This window comes from Streptomyces purpurascens (assembly GCF_045040895.1).
Classification (GTDB): domain Bacteria; phylum Actinomycetota; class Actinomycetes; order Streptomycetales; family Streptomycetaceae; genus Streptomyces; species Streptomyces purpurascens.
The window spans coordinates 3,808,181-3,828,783 of sequence record NZ_CP108341.1; the positions used below are offsets into that span (position 1 = coordinate 3,808,181).

Genomic DNA, 20,603 nt, shown 5'->3' on the forward strand with positions numbered 1-20,603 from the left:
GATCGCGGAAGGACTGACCGCCGGGCACCGCGTCACGCCCGTCGGTCTCAGGACCCGCTCTCAGAGCCCTCGCTCTCCCTGATCGCGTCCCGGTACGCGCGGGCCGCCGCTCTAAGGGCCGCCTCCGGGTCCACGCCCTCCGACTCGGCGCGGACCGCCAGGGCCAGGAGGTCGTAGCCGATGCCTTCGACGGGTGGGAGCGGTATGTCCAGGTTCGCCGTGCGGGCCCGGGAAGCCAGCTTGGCGGCGAGAGCCAGGCCGGGCTGGCCGAGGGGGATGCCCTCGGTGACGGAGGTGCGCTGCTTCTCGACCGCCTTGGTGCGCAGCCAGTGCTCCTTGACCTCCTCGGGGGTGGTGGCCGTCTCGTCGCCGAAGACATGCGGGTGGCGGTGGATCAGCTTGGCGACGATGCCGCCGGCGACGTCGTCGATGGAGAAGGGCGCTTCCAGGTCCTCCTCGGCGATACGGGCGTGGAAGACGACCTGGAGGAGGACGTCACCGAGCTCCTCGCGCAGTTCGTCGCGGTCGCCCTCCTCGATCGCTTCGACGAGTTCGTACGCCTCCTCGATGCCGTACTTGGCCAGGCCCTTGTGGGTCTGCCGGGACGACCAGGGGCACTCGGCGCGGATGCGGTCCATGACCTGGACGAGGTCGAGCAGGCGGGCGCCCGGCAGGTCGTAGGAGGCGGGGAGCAGCTCCAGCTCGGGCATGTCGATGCGGCCGGTGCCGGCCAGGCGTGCCAGGCCGTCCGTCAGGGCCGGCTCGCCCTCGCCCGTCGCCACGACGACCGCCGTGCGGCCCCCGGCGCAGGCGTCGACCAGCTCCTGGGCGGCCGGGGACGCCTCGTCGACGGTTATCCCCGCCTCGCGCAGATACGGCAGCTGCGGGTGGGTGCCGTCCGCGCACAGCACCTGGTCGGCCGCGTGCAGTGCCTGCCAGGCGGGCCAGGACAGCAGGCCGGGGGCGACGCGGTGGCTGGTGGTGAGCAGGACGATGCGGCCGGGGGCGGCGGCCGTGCCGGGGGCGGCCTGCTCGGGTCGCGGGGTGGCTTCGGGGCTGTTGGCGTTCACGATTCGAAGCTATCCCACGTCGCCGACAGCCCTCGAAGTTATCCACAGGCCCCGCAGAGGAGAGCGCGCTACATGCCCTGCTGCGTCTGGGCCGCCGTCACGTCCCGCACCCACGGCGTCTTCGCGTCGGCGCGGCTGCTCTTCTGGACGTCCCACGCTCCGTAGCGCGGGTTGAGGTCGACGTTCAGGTCCTTGGAGGCGTCGGACAGGGCCTTCCAGAACTCGGGGCGGCTGGTGTCGGTGTGGAGTTCCTCGGCGAGCTTCTGGGCCTCGAGCTGGAGGCGGAGGTTCTCGTCCAGGCGCTCCGGCGGGATGCCGTACTGCTGGAGCCAGGTCGTCTCCAGCGCCTTGGCGCCGCCGGCCTGCTCCTCCAGGCCGGACCGCATCTCCTGGATCTCCCTGCGGGTGACGGTCACACCGGCGTCCTCGGCGGCGCGGTGCAGCACCCGGTCGAGGATCATGGTGTGCAGGGTGTCGCGGGTGAGGGTGCCGGTCCGGGCGATGGCCTGCTGGTACTGGGCGTCGTTCCGCACGGTCGCCCGCTGGGCCGCGCGTACCTCGCCGACCCGTTCCTCCAGCTGGGAGACGGTGATCCGCTGCCCGCCGACCACGGCCGCGGCGCCGGGATGCGCCTCGTTTCCGCAGGCGGTGAGGAGGGGCGCCGCGGCGGCGATCGCGGCGGTGAGGACGAGCGCGGTGCGACGGCGGCGGTGCAAGGGAACCTCCCGAGGAGATTGTGCGACGGTGCACAAGGTCTTGCGATGATCGATGGTAGGCAGTGGGCGAGCTCTGGCCAACCCATTCGACCAACGATTCACCAGGACTTCCGGCACCGCCGCGCCACCTCTGAGGGGCCCTAGCCGCGGACCTGCCCCAGCCACTGCAGGGTCCGGCGGATCTCCGCGCCCAGCGGGTGGCCGGTGCCGTGGGTGCGCTCCACATCGTGGAGCAGCCGGGCGAGGGTGTCGTGGGCGGCGCCGCGGTCGCCGAGGGCGAGCAGGAGATGGCCGATGCGGCGGCGGACGTCGTGCGCGAGTTCGGGGCCGCCGGCGGCGACGTACTGGTTCTCGTAGTACGGCAGCACCGCCCGGTACTCGGCGAGCGCGGCGGCCGGTTCGCCCAGCTGTTCCAGGCACTGGGCGGCCTCGTAGCGGAAGCGCAGGGACTGCGGGTCGGCCTGGCCGGCCTCGGCGGCGCGTTCGTCGGCGAGGCGGCGCAGCTCGGGCAGGGCACGCCGGTACTGGCCGTCGTCCAGGAGCGTGGCCGCGTACTGCTTGCGCAGGGTGCGTACGACCGGGGAGTGCTCGCCGTGCTGTTCGGCGGCGGCGGGCAGGGTCGCGCCGAGGATGTCGACGGCCTGGGTGATGCGGCCCTCGCCGAGCAGCCGTTTGACCTCGTCGACGGCGCGGGCGATGTCCGTCTTCCCCGGCGTCTCGGTGACGGGCGTGGCGGGCGCTGGCTGGGGCGCCGGGGTGCGCGCTCGGTCCGGCCAGGGGGCGTGCGGGCGCAGGAACGGGCGGGTGGGGTCGAGAGGCGCTCCGGTAGGCGTCCCGCGCGCGGGCAGGAGCAGCTCCAGATGCTCGTACACCTCCTGAGCGGAGGCGGGCCGGTGCTGCGGGTCCTTGGCGAGGAGGCGCAGGACGAGGGCCTCCAGGGCCTCGGGGACCTCGGGGCGGATACGGCGCACGGGCAGCGGGGGCTCGTACAGGTGCCGGTGCAGTACGCCGAGGGCGGTGGAGCCGGAGAAGGGGACGTCGCCGCTGAGCAGTTCGTGCAGGACGACGCCGAGTGCGTACAGGTCGGTGTACGGGCCGACCGCGCCGCCCATCGCCTGCTCGGGGGCCATGTAGGCGGGCGAGCCTATGGGGGTGCCGGTGTGGGTGAGGCGTGTGGTGTCCGTGTCCATGACGGAGGCGATGCCCAGGTCGAGGACGGTGACCGTGCCGTCCTGCTTCACCATCACGTTGCGCGGCTTGAGGTCGCGGTGGACGATCGGCACGGCGTGCACGGCGCTGAGCACGGCGCACAGTTGCGCGGCGACCGCCACCGCCCACTGCCAGGGGTACGGGTCGCGCTCGGCGAGATGGCCGGCGAGGTCGGCGCCGTCGATGTACTGCATGACGAGGAACAGCTCCTCGCCCTCACTGCCCGCGTCGTGCACCGTGACCAGGCCCGGGTGGTCGACCTGCGCGGTCACCCGGCACTCGCGCACGAAGCGGCGGCGCAGTTCCTCCGCGTCCTGCCCGGCCACCTTGTCGGGGCGCAGCAGCTTCACCGCCACGCGCCGGTCGAGCCGCTGGTCGTACGCCGTCCAGACCTGACCCATGCCGCCCTGGCCGAGGAGCGTGGACAGTTCGTAGCGGCCGGCGATGACACGTCCTGCCGCGGCGCTCATCTGCCGCCCTCGGGGGTGCCGTCCCGGTGGCCTTCGCCCTCGTGCCGGCGCAGGTAGTCGCTGAGTTCGTCGAGTTCGGCGCGTACCTGGTCGATACGGGCGGGGGCGGGGCGCTGCGGCGGTACGGGGCCGGGGGGCGGGGCGTCGCCGGCGACGGGTGTGTGCGGCGGCTGCTGCGGGACCGGCGTGGACGTGGGGGCGTAGGGCGGCGCGGGGTGCGGATAGCCGTACGGGGTGTGCGCCGCCGTCTGCGCGTGGGGCGACGGGTAGCCGGGGAACTGCCGCGGCTCGCTGTGGTGGCCGATGTCCACGATCAGGAACCAGATGGAGGCGCCCAGGCCGAGCAGCAGCATCACGGCCAGCGCGATGTCGGTCCGGTAGTCGCCCTCCGGCAGTACGCCGATCACCGCGAAGCACGCGATGGCCAGGGGCAGACTCACCCAGGCCAGCGCCCAGTCGAGGCCCCGTCCGCGCAGGACGGCCACCCGGAACAGCGGTACGCAGGCCAGCACGCCGCACGTGAGGAAACCGGCAGCGGCGAACAGCACGCGCAGGGAGATGACCGTTGCCGCGCTACGGGGAGGCGGCGCCGCGCCGTGGCCGTACATGACTGCTCCTGGACCGGTGTAGCCGATGGGGACGGGTGTGCGAGTGACAGAGCCCGGTGGGGAGTCCGAGCGTATAGCCCGACACGGACAACCCGTCACGGGTTGTACCGAACCGTTGTCGTGCTGATCACTTCGCGCCGTCACACCTCCAGGCCGGCGCTCACAAGGCGTGCCGCATCCACACGTTGGGCTCGACGTACACCGCGTAGCCGCGCGCGGGCTCGCAGCGCACCGGCACCAGGCCGCCGGGCACCTCGATGTCGCCCTCGGTGTCGAAGGGCAGTCCCGTCCAGCGGCGCCAGTGCGCCAGTGAGGCGGCCACCGTCATGGACGCGGGTGCCACGGAGTCGATGGTGGCGCCGGCCCGGGCGTGGACGCGCAGCCACGGGTCCTGGGGCAGGCCGTCGGGGCGTACGCGGTGGACGTACTCCTCGATGGGGGTGTGCGGTTCCAGGTGCTTGGCGTTGGGGCGGACCGGGGCGACGACCTCGCGGAAGCCGCGGGCCCGGGCGTTGTCGCGCATCGCGGAGAGCATCACCGCGGACAGGCCGCGGCCCTGGGCGTGCGGGGCTACGGATATCGAGATCGCACTGACCGTGTCGGGGCGGACCCCGCGGCGCAGGTCGGAGAAGGCCCATATGAGGACCGTGTCCCAGCCGTTGGCCGGCAGTTCGCCGCCCCTGGTGCCGAGCGCGAAGGGCACGCTGTAGGCGCTCGCCACGACCTCGCCCCGCTCGTCCTCGGCGAACAGGACGTACTCGGGGAGTTCGGCGGCGATCCGGGGGAAGTGCGCGGCACCCACGAGGTCCTGGATCACGAACTCCGGCCAGCTGTCCGCCATCCCGGCGACCCGCTCCAGCATGTCCGGGCGGTCGGCGAGGCTCGATGTCTTCGGCTGCATGCGGTCACGTTAGGCGAGCGGTTGCCTACCCGGAATCGAATTACCAGGTGGGGACCCGGTCCGCCGGCCGGGGCGACCTGGCCCGGCGTGCCGCGACCATCATGACGACGACGGAGGTCAGGGCGATCCCGGCGCCGACGTAGAGCGGTGCGGTGTAGCCGAGGCCCGCGGAGATGGCCAGGCCGCCGAGCCAGGCGCCGAGGGCGTTGCCGACGTTGGACGCGGACACGTTGGCACTGGCGGCCAGTGCAGCCCCGTGGGCGACGTCGGTGACGCGGGTGATCATGCCGGGCACACTGGCGAACCCGGTCACCCCCATCACGAACACCAGGACGACGGACGCGGCGGCGCTGTGGGCGAGCAGTCCGAACAGGGCCAGGGTGAGGGTGAGTCCGAGCAGGGACAGGACCAGGGCGCGGTCCCGGTCGCGGTCGGCCGCGCGCCCGCCGACCAGGTTTCCGACGACCAGGCCGACGCCGTACACCATCAGCAGCCAGGCGACATCCGCCGGGGCGAAGCCGCTGACCTCGGTGAAGGTGTACGCGATGTAGCTGAACGCGCCGAACATGCCGCCGTAGCTCAGTGCGGTGGCCGCCAGGGTGAGCCAGACCTGCGAGGACCGGAAGGCCCGGAGCTGGTCGCGCAGGCCGCTGGGCGGTGTCGACCGCTGCTCCCCCGCCCGGCCGGGGACGAGCGCGGCGATGCCCGCCAGTGCGAGCACGCCGATCGCGGTGACCGCCCAGAACGCCGCCCGCCAGCCCCAGCGTTCACCGACGAGCGCGCCGAACGGCACGCCCAGCACGTTCGCGACCGTCAGCCCGGCGAACATGACCGCCACGGCCCGGGACTTCCTCTCCGGCGCGACCAGGCTCCGCGCGACCAGCGAGCCGATCCCGAAGAACGAGCCGTGGCACAGCGCCGCCACGATCCGCCCGAGCAGCATCACCGGATAGTTCGGGGCGACGGCGGAGAGCAGGTTGCCGATGACGAACAGCGCGACCAGGCCGACCAGCACCGGCTTCCGGGGCAGCCGTGCCGTCGCCGCGGTCAGCGCGATCGCTCCGACCGCGACGCTCAAGGCGTACCCGGAGATCAGCCACCCGGCGGCCGCCTCGGTCACCTCGAAACTCGACGCCACCTGCGGCAGCAGGCCGGCGATCAGGAACTCGGTGAGTCCGATGCCGAAGCCGCCGAGGGCCAGGGCTATGAGTCCGGTCGGCATCCTTCGCTCCCCCTTCTCTGTCGTACGCACTATCGCGTGCGCACGAATCGGGCCCGCTCGCCCGCCGGGAGCAGCTCGGTCGCACAACGCACCGTGACGCGCGGCAGTTCGGTCTGGTGGCGTTCGAGGAACGCCACCAGCAGGGGCGCGTCCCGGCGGCCGATCTCGCGCAGCATCCAGCCGAGCGCCTTGTGGATCAGCGGTTCCGGATCCCGGCACAAGGCGCGCACCAGGCGGAGCGTCGGGTCGAAGCGCCCCTCGCGGATCAACGCCAGTGTGGCGACCACGGCGATCCTGCGGTCCCACAGCCACGCCGAGGCGGCCAGCCGGTCCAGGATCTCCAGGGCGTCCGCCGGCCCGTCCACCAGCCACGGCCCGAGCACGACATGCGCGGAAGCGTCCACCAGGTCCCAGTTGTCCACGCCGCCGGTGTGCGCCAGATAGAAGTCGACCAGCTCCGCACGCTCGGCCCCGCGCGCCGTCCGCATCCGCTCGGCCAGGACGAGGAGTCCGGCCAGCCGCTCCTCGTGGACGCGGCTGCGCAGCAGCACCTCCACGTCCTCCAGCGCGAGGTCCCGGTACGCCCGGGCCAGCCGGCGCAGCACGGGCACGCGCACACCGAGCAGTTCGTCGTCCTCCGGGGGACGGAGCACCCGCAGTTGCTGCGTTCTTACCCCCGGCTCCGCCATGACCCGGAGCTCGGTCCGCATGGCGTCGAGCGAATCGGCCGTCATGACGAAGGACGCTAGCCCCTTCACCCCCCGCACTGCCGCAGCATCATCTCCTTGTCGGCGGCCGTCACGGGCAGGTCGTACTTCTGCGACACCTGGGCGAAGCGCACCGAGTAGGAGCAGCGGATCGTCTTGTTCGGTGGCAGCCAGGACGCCGGGCCGGAGTCGCCCTTCGCGCTGTTGGTCGGGCCGTCCACCGGGACGAGATTGAGCGGGTCGTTGGCGATGGACTCCCGCTTGTCCTTGGTCCAGCGCGACGCGCCCATCTGCCAGTCGTACGACAGCGGCATGACGTGGTCGATCTGGACCTTCGTCGCACGGGACTTGGTCCACTCGATGACCTGCCCGGTGTACGGGTCGTTCAGCGTCAGTGCCATGACGACGCAGTCCGAGCCCGACCGGAAACGGAGGTCCTCCCCGTCGCGCTTCAAGAGATCGTTCCGCGAGTCACAGCCGTTGTGCGAGAAGGGAACGTCGCGCGGCGCCGAGTCCATCCAGGCGTAGCCGAACTTGTCCCGTTCGTATCCCGTCCTGGGGCCGCGCCCCTTGGTCCCCACCTTCTCGATCAAGGCGCGGGCCCTCGCCCTGTCCGCGGTGGACGTGATCGCCGCCAGCCCCGGCTTCGTGCCGTCCGGGTTGTCCAGCGGGTTCACCGCCCGTCCGTCGCCGCCGGCCGGGACACCGGAACCGGAGGGTCCACCTCCGTCCGCGGGCGGGGCCAGACCCTCGCAGCCGACCAGTGTCGAACCGGCGAACACCATGGCGACAGCCAGTGCCGCCCCGCCCCTCAGACGCGTCACCGTGCGCCCCTCCCCTGCTTGCCTGTGCCTTGCCCCACGGTAGCGAGGGAGAGGTCCAGACCACATCGGGCCTAAAGGGGCATTCCGTGCATGTCACGCGTATCGTCGATTCTGAGTCACCTCCTGAAGGAGTTCTGCATGGGCATCTTCGACAAGTTCAAGAGCCAGGCGCGGCACAAGGGCAAGCAAGGCTCCGACACCGCGGAACAGAAGGCCAACGAGAGGACCGGCGGCAAGTACGAGGACCAGGTCGACTCCGGGCAGCAGCGAGTGGAAGGCTCGCTCGGCATGGACCGCGACCGCGACCGGCCCGACCAGCAATAAGGCCTTCTGCGTCAGAATTGGCTTCCTGCATCAGAGGCCGTCCGGGGAGAGGCGTACGCACCTCCCGCGGGCGGCTTCCGACGTCCTGAGGGCGGATTCCACGCGGCACTTGACCTTGACACCGGCGTCAGGGTCGGAGGATCCCGAGGACTCGCTCGACGACGTACGCGTGTTCCTGCCGTGCCTGGACGGCGATGTCATGGCCGGACCCGCATCCGACCGGGCCGTGCGGACCGCCGCCGAGCGTCTCGCCGTACTGGACGCGCGGATCGCCGCGCAGGTCGCGGTGCGCGACCGGCTGGCGGCGGTCCTTCACACGCGGGGCGTCAGGACCCCAGCACCGACGTCAGGAACTCCCCGACCCACGCCAGCAACTCCCGCCCGACCAACGGCTTTCCGCCGACCTTCGCGGTCTTCGGGCGCGGCACCAGCACCTGGTGCACCGCCGGCTTGATGACCGTCCCGGGATACAGCCGCTTGAGCCGCAGTTCCTGCGATTCGCGCAACTCCACCGGGGCGAAGCGGATGTTGGTGCCCTGGAGCACGATCTCGCCGACCCCGCACGCGCGCGCGAGCATCCGCAGACCGGAGACGAGCAGCAGGTTCTCCACCGGTTCGGGCAGCTTGCCGTAGCGGTCGACGAGTTCCTCGCGGACGGCCTTGACGTCCTCCTCCGTGTTGGCGGAGGCGATGGCGCGGTACGCCTGGAGACGGAGCCGCTCGCCCGGCGCGTAGTCGTGCGGGACGTGCGCGTCGACGGGCAGCTCGATCTTGACCTCGAGCGGCGGCTCCTCCTCGATCTCACCGGTCTCCAGCTGGCGCCGGTAGTCCGCGACGGCCTCGCCCACCATCCGTACGTACAGGTCGAATCCGACGCCCGCGATGTGTCCGGACTGCTCGCCGCCGAGGAGGTTGCCCGCGCCGCGGATCTCCAGGTCCTTCATCGCCACGTACATGCCGGCGCCCATCTCCGTGTGCTGCGCGATGGTCGCGAGCCGCTCGTGCGCGGTCTCGGTCAGCGGCTTCTCCGGCGGGTAGAGGAAGTAGGCGTATCCGCGCTCGCGGCCTCGGCCCACCCGGCCGCGCAGCTGGTGCAGCTGCGAGAGCCCGAAGTTGTCGCCGCGCTCCACGATGAGCGTGTTCGCGTTGGAGATGTCGATGCCGGATTCGACGATGGTCGTGGAGACGAGCACGTCGAACTTCTTCTCCCAGAAGTCGACGACGACCTGCTCCAGTGCCCCCTCCGACATCTGGCCGTGGGCGGTGGCGATGCGCGCCTCGGGGACGATCTCGCGCAGCCGGGCCGCGGCGCGGTCGATCGACTCGACCCGGTTGTGGATGTAGAAGACCTGGCCCTCGCGCAGCAGTTCACGGCGGATGGCGGCGCCGATCTGCCGCTCCTCGTAGGGGCCCACGAAGGTCAGCACCGGGTGCCGCTCCTCCGGCGGGGTGGTGATCGTCGACATCTCCCGGATGCCTGTGACCGCCATCTCCAGGGTCCTGGGGATCGGGGTCGCGGACATCGTCAGGACGTCGACGTTCGCCCGGAGCTTCTTCAGCTGCTCCTTGTGCTCCACGCCGAAGCGCTGCTCCTCGTCGACGATGACCAGGCCCAGGTCCTTGAACTTCGTCTCCGACGAGAACAGCCGGTGCGTGCCGATGACGATGTCCACCGAGCCCTCGCGCAGGCCCTCGAGGACCGCCTTGGCCTCGGTGTCGGTCTGGAAGCGGGAGAGCGCCTTCACGCTGACCGGGAACTGCGCGTACCGCTCGCTGAACGTCCCGAAGTGCTGCTGCACCAGCAGCGTCGTGGGCACCAGGACGGCCACCTGCTTGCCGTCCTGGACGGCCTTGAAGGCGGCCCGGACCGCGATCTCGGTCTTGCCGTAGCCCACGTCGCCGCAGATCAGCCGGTCCATCGGGACCGTCTTCTCCATGTCGTCCTTGACCTCGGCGATGGTGGTGAGCTGGTCGGGCGTCTCCGCGTAGGGGAAGGCGTCCTCCAGCTCGCGCTGCCAGGGGGTGTCCGTCCCGAAGGCGTGCCCGGGGGCCGCCATGCGCGCGCTGTAGAGCTTGATGAGGTCGGCGGCGATCTCCTTGACGGCCTTCTTCGCGCGGGCCTTCGTCTTCGTCCAGTCGGCGCCGCCCAGGCGGTGCAGGGTGGGGGCCTCGCCGCCGACGTACTTGGTGATCTGCTCCAGCTGGTCGGTGGGGATGTAGAGGCGGTCGCCGGGCTGGCCGCGCTTGGCGGGCGCGTACTCGACGACGAGGTACTCGCGGGTCGCGCCCTGCACGGTGCGCTGCACCATCTCGATGTAGCGGCCCACGCCGTGCTGCTCGTGGACGATGTAGTCGCCCGGCTCCAGGGTGAGCGGGTCGATGGTCTTGCGGCGGCGGGCCGGCATCCGGGCGCCGTCGCGGCCCGCGGCCCGCTGGCCGGTCAGGTCGGTCTCGGTGAGCACCGCGAGTCCGAGGGCCGTGTCGACGAAGCCGTGCTCGATCGAGCCGCACGCCACATGCACCAGGGACGGGGAGATCTCGGCGAGGTCGGCGTCGAGGCGGGCCGCGATGCCCTCGCCGCCCAGCACCTCGACCGTACGGGCCGCGGGGCCGTGCCCCTCGGTGACGTACACCGTGCGCCAGCCGTCGGCGAGCCAGCCCTTGGTGTCGGCGAGGGCCTTGGCGGTGTCGCCGCGGTAGGTCTCCGGGGCGTGCATGCCGAGCTTGAGGGTGTCTTTGTCGAGCTCCTCGTCCGCGGCGAACGGCGACACCGACCACCACATCATGTCCAGCTCGCGGGCCCGGTCCCGGACGTCGGCGATGGACCACAGGGAGGCCGCGCCGACGTCGATGGGCGCCTCGCCGCCACCGGCGGTGGCCGCCCAGGAGGCCTGCAGGAACTCCTGCGAGGTGGCCACCAGGTCCGACGCGCGCGTGCGGACCCGCTCCGGGTCGCAGACGACGGCCATGGCGCCCTTGGGCAGCACGTCGAGCAGCAGCTCCATGTCGTCGACCAGGACCGGAGCGAGGGACTCCATACCCTCGACCGCGATCCCCTCGGCGATCTTGCCGAGCAGTTCACCGAGCTCGGGATGCCGTTCGGCCAGGGCACGCGCCCGCGCGCGGACGTCCTCGGTGAGCAGCAGTTCGCGGCACGGCGGCGCCCACAGGCCGTGCTCGGCGACTTCGAGGGAGCGCTGGTCGGCGACCTTGAAGTAGCGGATCTCCTCTACGTCGTCGCCCCAGAACTCGATGCGCAGGGGGTGTTCCTCGGTGGGCGGGAACACATCGAGGATGCCGCCGCGCACAGCGAACTCGCCGCGCTTCTCGACCAGCTCCACGCGCGCGTACGCGGCGGCCGCGAGGGCGCCGACGATCTCCTCGAGGTCGACGCTCTGCCCCGGCCTCAGGGAGACCGGCTCCAGGTCGCCGAGGCCCTTGACCTGCGGCTGGAGCACGGACCGGACGGGCGCCACGACGACGGAGACCGGGCCGGTCTCGGGGTCGTCGGGGCGGGGGTGGGCCAGACGGCGCAGCACGGCCAGGCGGCGGCCGACGGTGTCGCTGCGGGGGCTGAGCCGCTCGTGCGGGAGGGTCTCCCAGGAGGGGTACTCCACCACTCCCGCCGGCGGCAGGAGGGAGCGCAGGGCCGCGGCCAGGTCCTCCGCCTCGCGGCCCGTCGCCGTCACCGCCAGCACCGGGCGGCCCGTGTCCCGGGCCAGGGCGGCGACCGCGAAGGGGCGGGCCGCAGGTGGGCCGACCAGGTCGACGTGCATGCGGTTGCCGTCTGCGGCCGCGCTGATCGCTTCCGCGAGGGCGGCGTCTGTGACTACGGCGTCGAGCAGACCGTGCAGGCTCATTCGGGTCTTTTCCGTCCAGGGGTGGGCAACACGACGGGCCCGACGCGCGCTGCGGGCCGGGGGGTCTCCAGCGTACGACGATGTGCGCCCGCGCGGCGGGCCTGTGGATAACGCCCCTTCTCGAGGGTCGGAGAATGACGCGGTCCCGCCCCGGAGGCGGAAAACCTCCGGGGCGGGACCGTCCCCCGCAACCCCCGTGTGCGGTGGTTCCCTGAGACCGGCTACTCCGTCGCGATCGCGTTCAGGACGTTCATCCGGCCCGCCCGGAACGCCGGGATCAGTGCCGCGAACAGGCCCACGAAGGCCGAGCTGACGAAGACGCCGATGATCGTCGGCCAGGGGATCTCCAGGACCATCAGGCCCTCCAGCGCGAGCAGCTGCTGCGCGGTGGCGCCCCAGCCCATGCCAAGCCCGAGGCCCAGGAGGGCGCCGAAGAGGGCGATGACGACGGACTCCATACGGATCATGCGGCGCAGCTGGCGGCGGGACAGGCCGATCGCCCGCATCAGGCCGATCTCCCTGGTGCGCTCCACCACCGACAGGGCCAGGGTGTTCACGACGCCCAGGATGGCGACGATGATCGCCAGGGCCAGCAGGCCGTAGATCATGTTGAGCAGCTGGCCGATCTGGTCCTTCAGGGCTTCCTTGTAGTCGGTCTGGTCGCGCACGGTGTACTGCGGGTAGTCGTGCATGGCCGACTTCAGGGAGGTGTAGGCGGCGTCCTGCTGCCCGTCCTTGGCGCTGACGAAGAGCAGCGAGTCCAGCGGCATCTTGTCGGCCGGGACGTACTTGGCCATGGTCGAGATGGACGTGTACATCGCGCCCGCGTCGATCACGACGTCACTGCTGGTGATCGCCCGGACCGTCAGGTCGGCCGTACGGCCGTCCTTGAAGGCCACGGAGACCTTGGAGCCGAGGCTGATGCCGTGGTCCTTGGCGAACTTCTCGTGGACGGACATCGAGTCGGGCTTGTAGGCGTCGGGGAGCTCGCCGGCGACCGTCTCGGTGCGCAGGTCGGTCGCGTACGAGGGGTCGGCGGCCGTGATCGCCGTGTCCTTGAGCGTCTTGCCGTCGGGGGTGGTGAAGTCGGCCTGGGTCCACTTGTACTCGGTGACCCGCTCCACGTCCGACGCGGACTTCGCGGCCTTGACCGCCTGCGAGGTGATCAGCTGGCCGCTGTCGGACTGGATGATGAAGTCCGTGCCGACGGTCTTGTCGAGCTGGTCGGTGGCGGACGCCACCATGGAGGAGCCGACCACGGACAGGCACGCCACCAGGGCGAGGCCGATCATCAGCGCGGCGCCCGTCGCGCCGGTGCGGCGCGGGTTGCGCAGGGCGTTGCGCTCGGCCATGCGGCCCACGGGGCCGAACATGCGCAGCAGGACGGCGCCGAGGACACGGACCACAGCGCCGGCGAGCAGCGGGCCGATGACCACGAAGCCGATCAGCGACAGCACCACGCCGAGGCCGAGCCACAGCGAGCCCTCCTTGGCCTGGTCGGCCGCCGTCGCCAGATACAGGCCGACGGCGCCGCCGCCGGTGAGGACGGTGCCGATCGCGGCGCGGATCCAGCCGGCCTTGGCGTCCGCCGGGGCGCCGGCGTCGCGCAGCGCGGCCATCGGGGAGATCTTGCCGGCGCGCCGGGCGGGCAGGTAGGCGGCCAGGACGGTGACGATCACGCCGAGGACCAGGCCGACCACCGGGGTCGTCCAGGCCACCGTGAGGTCGTCGGTGGACAGTTCCATGCCCATCTGGCCCATGATCTTCATCAGGCCGATCGCGAGGCCGACGCCCGCTGCCACGCCCAGCAGCGAGCCGACGACGCCGAGCAGCAGCGCCTCGGCCAGCACGGAGCGGTTGACCTGCTTGCGGGAGGAGCCGATCGCCCGCATCAGGCCGATCTCCCTGGTGCGCTGGGCGACCAGCATGGAGAAGGTGTTGATGATCAGGAAGATGCCGACGAGGAAGGCGATCCCGGCGAAGCCGAGCATCGCGTACTTCATGACGTTCATGAAGCCCGCGACGTCCTTCTGGTTGGCGTCGGCGGTCTCCTTGGCGGTCTTCACCTGGAAGTCGCCGCCGAGCGCGGACGAGACGTTCTTCTTCAGCTGCGCGTCGCTGACGCCGGCGGCCGCGGTGACGTTGACGTTGGTGTAGACGCCGCTCTCGCCGATCAGGGTCTGCTGGGCGGTCTTCGTGTCGAGGTAGAAGATCGCGGCACCGGGGTTGGTGACGGTGAAGTCGGCGATGCCGGAGATCTTCGCGGTGTGGGTGCCCGTCGCGCTGATCACGCCGATCGGGTCGCCGAGCTTCAGCCCGTGCTTGTCGGCGGTGTCGGCGTCGACCATGATCTGGTCGGCGCTCCTGGGTGCCGCACCGGAGGTGATCTTCATGGTGCGGGCTTCGTTGCTGTTCCAGCCGCCGACGATGGTCGGGGCGCCGCTGGAGGGCGACAGGTTGGCCTTGTCGGCGTCGACGACGGTCACCGAGGTGGAGAACACCGTGCCCTCGGCGGACTTCACGCCGTCGGCCTTGCGGACCTCGGCGAGCACGGAGGCCGGCATGACCGGCGGCTTGCCGTTGTCGGCGGTCGTCTCACCGCTGTCGGAGGCGCCCTTGGGGCTCACCGTCACGTCCGAGGAGGTGGCCGCGAAGAGCTTGTCGAACGTGGTGGACATGGTGTCCGTGAAGACGAGCGTCCCGCAGACGAAGGCAACCGACAGCAGGACGGCGATCGCCGACAGCGCCATGCGGCCCTTGTGCGCGAGGAAGTTGCGCATCGAGGTCTTCATGACGGTCATGACGTGCGCCCCCGGGCGTCGAAGTCCTTCATGCGGTCGAGGACGGCGTCCGCGGTCGGCTTGTACATCTCGTCGACGATCCGGCCGTCGGCGAGGTACAGGACGCGGTCCGCGTAACTGGCGGCGACGGGGTCGTGGGTGACCATCACGATGGTCTGGCCCAGCTCGTCGACGGAGCGGCGCAGGAAGCCGAGCACCTCGGCGCCGGCGCGCGAGTCGAGGTTTCCGGTCGGCTCGTCCCCGAAGATGATCTCGGGCCGGGCGGCCAGCGCCCGGGCCACGGCGACGCGCTGCTGCTGGCCGCCGGAGAGCTGGGTGGGCCGGTGCTTGAGACGATCGGAGAGCCCGACGGTCTCCACGACCCGCCCGAGCCACTCCTTGTCCGGCTTGCGCCCGGCGATGTCCATGGGCAGCGTGATGTTCTCTATCGCGTTCAGCGTCGGCAGCAGGTTGAACGCCTGGAAGATGAATCCGATCCGGTCCCGGCGCAGTTGCGTGAGCTTCTTGTCCTTCAGTCCGGTGATCTCGGTCTCGTCGAGGTAGATCTGCCCGCCGGTGACGGTGTCGAGCCCGGCGAGGCAGTGCATGAGCGTGGACTTGCCGGACCCCGAGGGGCCCATGATCGCGGTGAACTGGCCGCGTGCGATGTCCACGTCGACGTGGTCGAGGGCGACGACTCGGGTCTCACCGGATCCGTACGCCTTCACGACCTGCCGCGCCCTCGCGGCAACGGCCGTACGCCCGCCAGTACCCCCGTGCCTGGGAATGGTTACAGCCGATGTCACGGTATGTCTCCTATATCGGTCAGCAGATGGTGAAGACGGTCGCCTGGTCGACAGCCGCTGGGTGAGGCCGGACGACGCAACCCGTCCGACGCGTTTCAGTCTCGCGGCGGGGAGGGGTCCCGCGCCCTGGTGTTCAGCGCAGTCTTTTCCTGTGGAAAACCCCACCCCCGCCGGTGTGCGCAGCCGCCCCCCGACGGCGTAAAGCCAGGTTAAGGACGGACCCCTGTGCGTCTCGTCCTCCGCCGGTACGAACCCTCCCCAGGTCGTAGTACGGAGGTACCCCTAGGGGCAGTCCACCGAAGGGTGGAGTCCGTCTCAGGGTCGACTCCACCCCGCGGCCCATTCAGGCTCCACCCTCCCGCGACTTGAATCAGACCGGGGTCGCGCGAAGCGCGTCGTTGAGGGGTGGCGGTCGGGCGACGGGCGGGCCAAGTGGGAAGCTGTCCTTCGGTAGATAGGTGCAAGGGGCAGGCAGGCGCGAGGGGGAGGCACCCGGGGTGGGCAGCACCAGTTCCGCGGCACGTGAGGCAGCACCTCCCGCGACGACCGGCCGGCGCGGAGCCGTCGTCGCCGCGCTGATGCTCTCGATGGCGCTGGCGGCGCTCGACTCCACCATCGTCTCGACCGCCGTGCCGCAGATCGTCGGCGACCTCGGCGGATTCTCCGTCTTCTCCTGGCTGTTCTCCGGCTACCTGCTGGCCGTGACCGTCACCCTGCCCGTCTACGGCAAGCTCTCCGACACCTTCGGCCGCAAACCGGTCCTCGTCGTGGGCTCGGTGGTCTTCCTCCTCGGCTCCCTGCTGTGCGCGCTGGCCTGGAACATGGAAGCGCTCATCGCCTTCCGCGTCGTGCAGGGCCTGGGCGGCGGCGCGCTCCAGGGCACGGTGCAGACGCTCGCGGCCGACCTGTACCCGCTGAAGGACCGCCCCAAGATCCAGTCGAAGCTCTCCACAGTGTGGGCGGTGTCCGCGGTCGCCGGGCCGGGTCTGGGCGGGGTGCTCGCCGCGTACGCGGACTGGCGGTGGATCTTCCTGGTCAACCTGCCGATCGGCGCGGTCGCGTTGTGGCTGATCGTGCGTCATCTGCACGAGCCGGAGCGGGAAACCGGTGCGCACGCGCGCGTGGACTGGGTGGGCGCGCTCGCGGTGTTCGCCTGCGGCGGTGTCCTGCTCGCGGCCCTGGTGCAGGGCGGAGTGGCGTGGCCGTGGCTGTCGGCGCCCTCGCTCGCCCTGTTCGGTACGGGGCTCGCCCTGGTCGCGGTGGTGGTGCTGGTGGAGCGGCGGGCGGCGGAGCCGATCATCCCGGGCTGGGTGTGGCGGCGCCGCACGATCGCCGCGGTCAATCTGGCCCTGGGCGCGCTGGGCCTGCTGATGGTGGCGCCGACGGTGTTCCTGCCCACCTACGCCCAGGGCGTGCTGGGCCTGGCGCCCATGGCCGCCGGATTCGTGCTCTCCGTATGGACGTTGAGCTGGCCCATATCGGCGGCGCTGAGCCAGCACGTGTACCGCAGGATCGGCTTCCGCAACACCGCGATGCTGGGCATCGGCGCGGCGGCGCTGATCCTGTTCGCGTTCCCCTTCCTCCCCTACCCGGGGCAGGCCTGGCAGCCGACGCTGCTGATGCTGCTGCTCGGCGCCGCGCTGGGCCTGTTCCAGTTGCCGCTCATCGTCGGGGTGCAGTCGACGGTGGGCTGGGCGGAGCGCGGTACGACGACCGCGTCCGTGCTGTTCTGCCGCCAGACAGGGCAGACGATCGGCGCGGCTCTCTTCGGCGCGGTCGCCAACGGGGTGCTGGCCGCGAGGCTCGGCGGGGCGAGCGACCTCGACTCGGTGACCCGGGCACTCGACTCGGGCAGCGCGCCCGAGGCGACCCGGCGGGCGATCGCCGACGCGGTGCACGCCGTCTATCTGGGCGCCTCGTGCGCGGCGGCACTGGCGTTCCTGGTGCTGCTGTTCCTCGCGCCCCGGAAATTCCCGGTGCTCAAGGACTGAGCGTCCGTATCCTCCCGCCCATGCTGACCTTGGAACCACTGCGCGCCGATCACGCGGACGCGCTGCTGGCCTTCGAGCGGGAGAACCGCGCGTACTTCGCCCGCACGGTGCCGGACCGCGGGGACGCCTACTTCACGGCGGCGGGGTTCGCCGAACGCCACCGCTCGCTCCTGGCGGAGCAGCACGCGCGCGTGTGCCGCTTCCATGTCGTCCTGGAGGAGGGGAACCTGATAGGCCGGGTGAATCTGATGGATCTGGTCGACGGCAGCGCCGAACTCGGCTACCGCATCGGCGAACAGGCGGCGGGCCGTGGCGTGGCGAAGGCGGCCGTCGCACAGGTGTGCCGCCTGGCCGCCACCGACTACGGACTGACGTCCCTCACCGCGGTCACGACGCTGGACAACCCGGCCTCCATGAAAGTCCTGGCCCGTAGCGGCTTCACGCGGGTGGAGGAGACAACCGTGGGCGGCCGCCCGGGAGTCCGCTACGTACTCCGCCACCTCGGCACCACCCCCGACAGCCCCTAGGGCGCGACCCCGACCCGTTTCCGGGGCCGGGCACTCGTGCGGGTGACGCGCGGCGGTGGGCGGTGCGTGTCTGCTGGTCGCATGGACTGCAACAGGCGCACGGCGATGGCGGCGGGACTCGGAGCGGTGGTGGCGGCAAGCGGTGCCACCGCCTCGGCGGCCACGCCCACGACGGTGACAGTGACGGTGCAGGGCGAGGCCGCGGCGCGGACGAACATCCCCGTCCGCCGGGACCGCAGGGCCTCCGGCGGGCGATATCTGGGGTTATGGACGACCGAGAAACCCCCGGCCCGGACCGGCTGGTACGCGACGTACACCGTGCACGTCCCGCGGGCCGGGGTGTACGCGCTGACCGCCGTGGCCACGGCACCGGTCGAGACGCCGCACACGGAAGCCGTCGCCTCCTACCCGCACCTGTCCGTGAACGACGGCCCGTTCACGGAGATCGCCCGCTCGCAACCGCACTGGTACGAGTCGCCGCCGGCCTGGGGCGACCTGTCCGTCCTGGACCTGGGCGTGATCGAACTGCGGGGCGGCACCGACACGCTCACCTTCCGCGTCACCGAACCGACCGTCGTCGACGACACGACCGCGTACGTGCTGACCCTGGACCGCTTCACCCTGCGCCCTCTGGAGGGGCACCCGGCCCTGCGCGAACTGTCGGTTCCCCGGCACCGCGCGGGCGAGCCGGCCCTGCTGCGCCTGGCCCTCGACGGGCACACCACGCACGCGTACCGCGTGCGGTACGCCGTCAGCGACCACCACGGCCGCCAAGCGGCCACCGGCCAGGCCACCATCGCCGCCGGTGACACGAGCGCGACGGTCACGCTCCCCGATCTGCCCCCGGGGCACTACCTCGTGAGGGCGGACAGCGTGACAGGCCGGTTCGCGCGGCTGCCGGCCCGGCCCGCCGTCACCGGCCCCACCAGCCGCTTCGGCGTGAACGTCTGGGCGTCCTCCCTCGTCCCGCCGTCCCGCCTCGCGGACTTCGCCGCCGCCCTGCGGGACATGGGAGCCGGCTGGGTGCGGGACGGCCAGTCCTGGCCCGCGGCCGAACCGGAACCCGGCGGGTACGACACGGCACAGCACGACCGCCGCACCCGCACCCTGCGCGCTCACGGCCTGGCCGTCCTCGATGTGCTCTCCCCCGCTCCCGAGTGGGCCATGACCGACGCCTCGCTGCCGCTCCCGGCGGACCTCAGGCACGCCTACCGCTACGCCCGCCGCCTGGCCGCTGCCGCCCCCGAGGCCCTCCAGTTGTCGAACGAACCCGACGTCGACACCACCAGCGGCACCGGCGACGCCCACGCCGCGTTCGTGAAGGCCGCCGCGCTCGGCATCAAGGACGCGGCGCCCGAGCCCTGCCTGGTCGTCCTGCCGGGCATCGCGCAGACCGGCCCCTTCCAGGACGTGATGCTCGCCAACGACGTGGTGCGGTACGCCGACGTATGGGCCTTCCACGGCTACCCGGACCCCACCGAACCGGGCGAACCGAGCTTCCCGGGCGCCGCGGACGAACAGCACGAGCTGGCACGCCGGCATCAGGCGGACGTACCGCTGTGGATGACGGAGTGCGGCGCGTTCCAGAAGGCCCGGCCGGGCGAGGACCTGACGCCCGGGCAGGAGATCGCGCAGGCCCGGTACGTGGTGCTCTCGACGGTGGAGGGCCTGGCGGCGGGGAACGACCGGCAGTTCTGGTTCGCCGGCCCGCCGCTGCACGACGACGGCGTCTACTTCGGCCTGCTCGACCGCGACTTCCGGCCCCTGCCCGCCTACAGCGCGTTCGCGGCCCTCACCTCGCTGCTCGGCGCGGCACACTTCACCGGCCCCTCGCCCCGGCTGCCGGACGGAGTGCGGGGCTTCGCCTTCGACAGCGGGCGCGGCGAGCGGGTCACGGTGGTGTGGGCGGATCGGCCCGTGCGCCTGGACCGGTATGTGACGGGGACGGCCTACGACATGATGGGCCACCGCCTCCCCACCGGCCGGCCGGTGACCGCCTCACGCGACCCCCTCTACATCGCCACCCCTGCGGACCCGCCCCCTCCGCCGGCCACCACCCGCCCGAGGGCCCGCCTCTCCCCCGCCGAACACATCGTCCTCGCCCAGCGCTTCTCCGCCCGGGACGCCGCCCCCGGCAAGGACGACGGGGACGCGCCACCACCGCACGGCTATCGCCTCGGCCGCCGTACGCGGATGACCGTCGACGTCTACAACTTCGGCGCCACCGCACGCCAGGTCACGGTCGCGGCACAGCCGGTGGGCGGCGGGTGGACCGTGCGGACGGAGCAGGGCCGGGAGGAGACCCGTATACGTGTCCCGGCCGGAGGGCGGATCGGGGTCGACTTCACGGTCCGCGCGGAGAGTTCGGTTCGGCGCCGGATCGACCGGCGGCTGGCGTTCGGCGCGATGCTCGACGATCACTCCGAGGTGCCGGCGTCCGTGGCGCTGATCCATCTCAGGTAGCCCGCCGAGCAGGCTCGAGAACCTGAGTTAACGGGGGTAACACCCGAGGTCGGAAAGGTAAGCGCATACCGACTGATCAGTTTGGCGAAACCCTCGCGCTGCCCCGGTACTGCGAAGTAACGTGC

15 protein-coding genes and 1 pseudogene are annotated in these 20,603 nt (G+C 71.7%); 5 read left to right on the forward strand and 11 right to left on the reverse strand.

The features are described 5' to 3' along the window. Positions 1–47: 47 nt before the first annotated feature. From OHU35_RS17185 to OHU35_RS17220, 8 genes are all read right to left on the reverse strand, one after another. Positions 48–1,070: a nucleoside triphosphate pyrophosphohydrolase gene (locus OHU35_RS17185; RefSeq protein WP_405505843.1), complete on the reverse strand. Its 1,023-nt coding sequence runs from the start codon at positions 1,068–1,070 to the stop codon at positions 48–50. Between the two features lie 68 nt (positions 1,071–1,138). Then, a complete protein-coding gene (locus OHU35_RS17190; protein ID WP_359893747.1) occupies positions 1,139–1,786 on the reverse strand; it encodes a SurA N-terminal domain-containing protein in 648 nt (215 codons plus the stop codon). Positions 1,787–1,926: 140 nt separating this feature from the next. Further along, positions 1,927–3,465: a protein kinase domain-containing protein gene (locus OHU35_RS17195; RefSeq protein WP_359893746.1), complete on the reverse strand. Its 1,539-nt coding sequence runs from the start codon at positions 3,463–3,465 to the stop codon at positions 1,927–1,929. Further along, the gene (locus tag OHU35_RS17200) at positions 3,462–4,073 is read right to left on the reverse strand and encodes a hypothetical protein (protein ID WP_189726773.1); all 612 of its coding nucleotides are present in this window, start codon (positions 4,071–4,073) and stop codon (positions 3,462–3,464) included. Before OHU35_RS17200 ends, OHU35_RS17195 begins: the two co-directional genes overlap by 4 nt. 160 nt (positions 4,074–4,233) lie before the next feature. Further along, on the reverse strand, positions 4,234–4,974 hold the full coding sequence (locus tag OHU35_RS17205) for an N-acetyltransferase (protein ID WP_189726774.1): 741 nt from the start codon (positions 4,972–4,974) through the stop codon (positions 4,234–4,236). Between the two features lie 40 nt (positions 4,975–5,014). Then, the gene (locus tag OHU35_RS17210) at positions 5,015–6,196 is read right to left on the reverse strand and encodes an MFS transporter (RefSeq protein WP_405505846.1); all 1,182 of its coding nucleotides are present in this window, start codon (positions 6,194–6,196) and stop codon (positions 5,015–5,017) included. Between the two features lie 29 nt (positions 6,197–6,225). Beyond that, the gene (locus tag OHU35_RS17215; protein WP_405505848.1) at positions 6,226–6,930 is read right to left on the reverse strand and encodes a DNA alkylation repair protein; all 705 of its coding nucleotides are present in this window, start codon (positions 6,928–6,930) and stop codon (positions 6,226–6,228) included. Positions 6,931–6,950: 20 nt separating this feature from the next. Beyond that, entirely contained in the window at positions 6,951–7,727 is a 777-nt protein-coding gene (locus OHU35_RS17220; protein ID WP_189726777.1) for an HNH endonuclease family protein, read from the reverse strand. Between the two features lie 138 nt (positions 7,728–7,865). Between OHU35_RS17220 and OHU35_RS17225 the strand changes: the two genes are divergently transcribed. Both OHU35_RS17225 and OHU35_RS17230 read left to right on the forward strand, forming a co-directional pair. Next, positions 7,866–8,051 carry an antitoxin gene (locus OHU35_RS17225; protein ID WP_189726778.1) on the forward strand — a complete coding sequence of 62 codons (186 nt, stop codon included), beginning with the start codon at positions 7,866–7,868 and terminating at the stop codon, positions 8,049–8,051. Between the two features lie 151 nt (positions 8,052–8,202). Beyond that, a pseudogene (locus OHU35_RS17230) lies at positions 8,203–8,364 on the forward strand (MerR family DNA-binding protein); the annotation flags it as partial. Between the two features lie 13 nt (positions 8,365–8,377). On the opposite strand, the gene mfd reads toward OHU35_RS17230, so the two are convergent. From mfd to OHU35_RS17245, 3 genes are all read right to left on the reverse strand, one after another. Beyond that, a complete protein-coding gene (mfd, locus tag OHU35_RS17235; protein WP_189726780.1) occupies positions 8,378–11,911 on the reverse strand; it encodes a transcription-repair coupling factor in 3,534 nt (1,177 codons plus the stop codon). A gap of 221 nt (positions 11,912–12,132) precedes the next feature. Next, the gene (locus OHU35_RS17240) at positions 12,133–14,712 is read right to left on the reverse strand and encodes an ABC transporter permease (RefSeq protein ID WP_405505850.1); all 2,580 of its coding nucleotides are present in this window, start codon (positions 14,710–14,712) and stop codon (positions 12,133–12,135) included. Beyond that, positions 14,709–15,497, reverse strand: a complete 789-nt coding sequence (locus OHU35_RS17245) for an ABC transporter ATP-binding protein (RefSeq protein ID WP_189726782.1) — start codon at positions 15,495–15,497, stop codon at positions 14,709–14,711. Before OHU35_RS17245 ends, OHU35_RS17240 begins: the two co-directional genes overlap by 4 nt. A 497-nt stretch (positions 15,498–15,994) precedes the next feature. Between OHU35_RS17245 and OHU35_RS17250 the strand changes: the two genes are divergently transcribed. The 3 genes from OHU35_RS17250 (at position 15,995) to OHU35_RS17260 (ending at position 20,478) form a co-directional block, all read left to right on the forward strand. Next, positions 15,995–17,488 (forward strand): MFS transporter, encoded by a 1,494-nt coding sequence (locus OHU35_RS17250; protein WP_189726783.1) that lies wholly within the window; start codon positions 15,995–15,997, stop codon positions 17,486–17,488. 20 nt (positions 17,489–17,508) lie between these two features. After that, positions 17,509–18,015: a GNAT family N-acetyltransferase gene (locus OHU35_RS17255; RefSeq protein ID WP_189726784.1), complete on the forward strand. Its 507-nt coding sequence runs from the start codon at positions 17,509–17,511 to the stop codon at positions 18,013–18,015. A gap of 81 nt (positions 18,016–18,096) precedes the next feature. Further along, the gene (locus OHU35_RS17260) at positions 18,097–20,478 is read left to right on the forward strand and encodes a hypothetical protein (RefSeq protein ID WP_189726785.1); all 2,382 of its coding nucleotides are present in this window, start codon (positions 18,097–18,099) and stop codon (positions 20,476–20,478) included. The last annotated feature ends 125 nt before the right edge of the window (positions 20,479–20,603 follow it).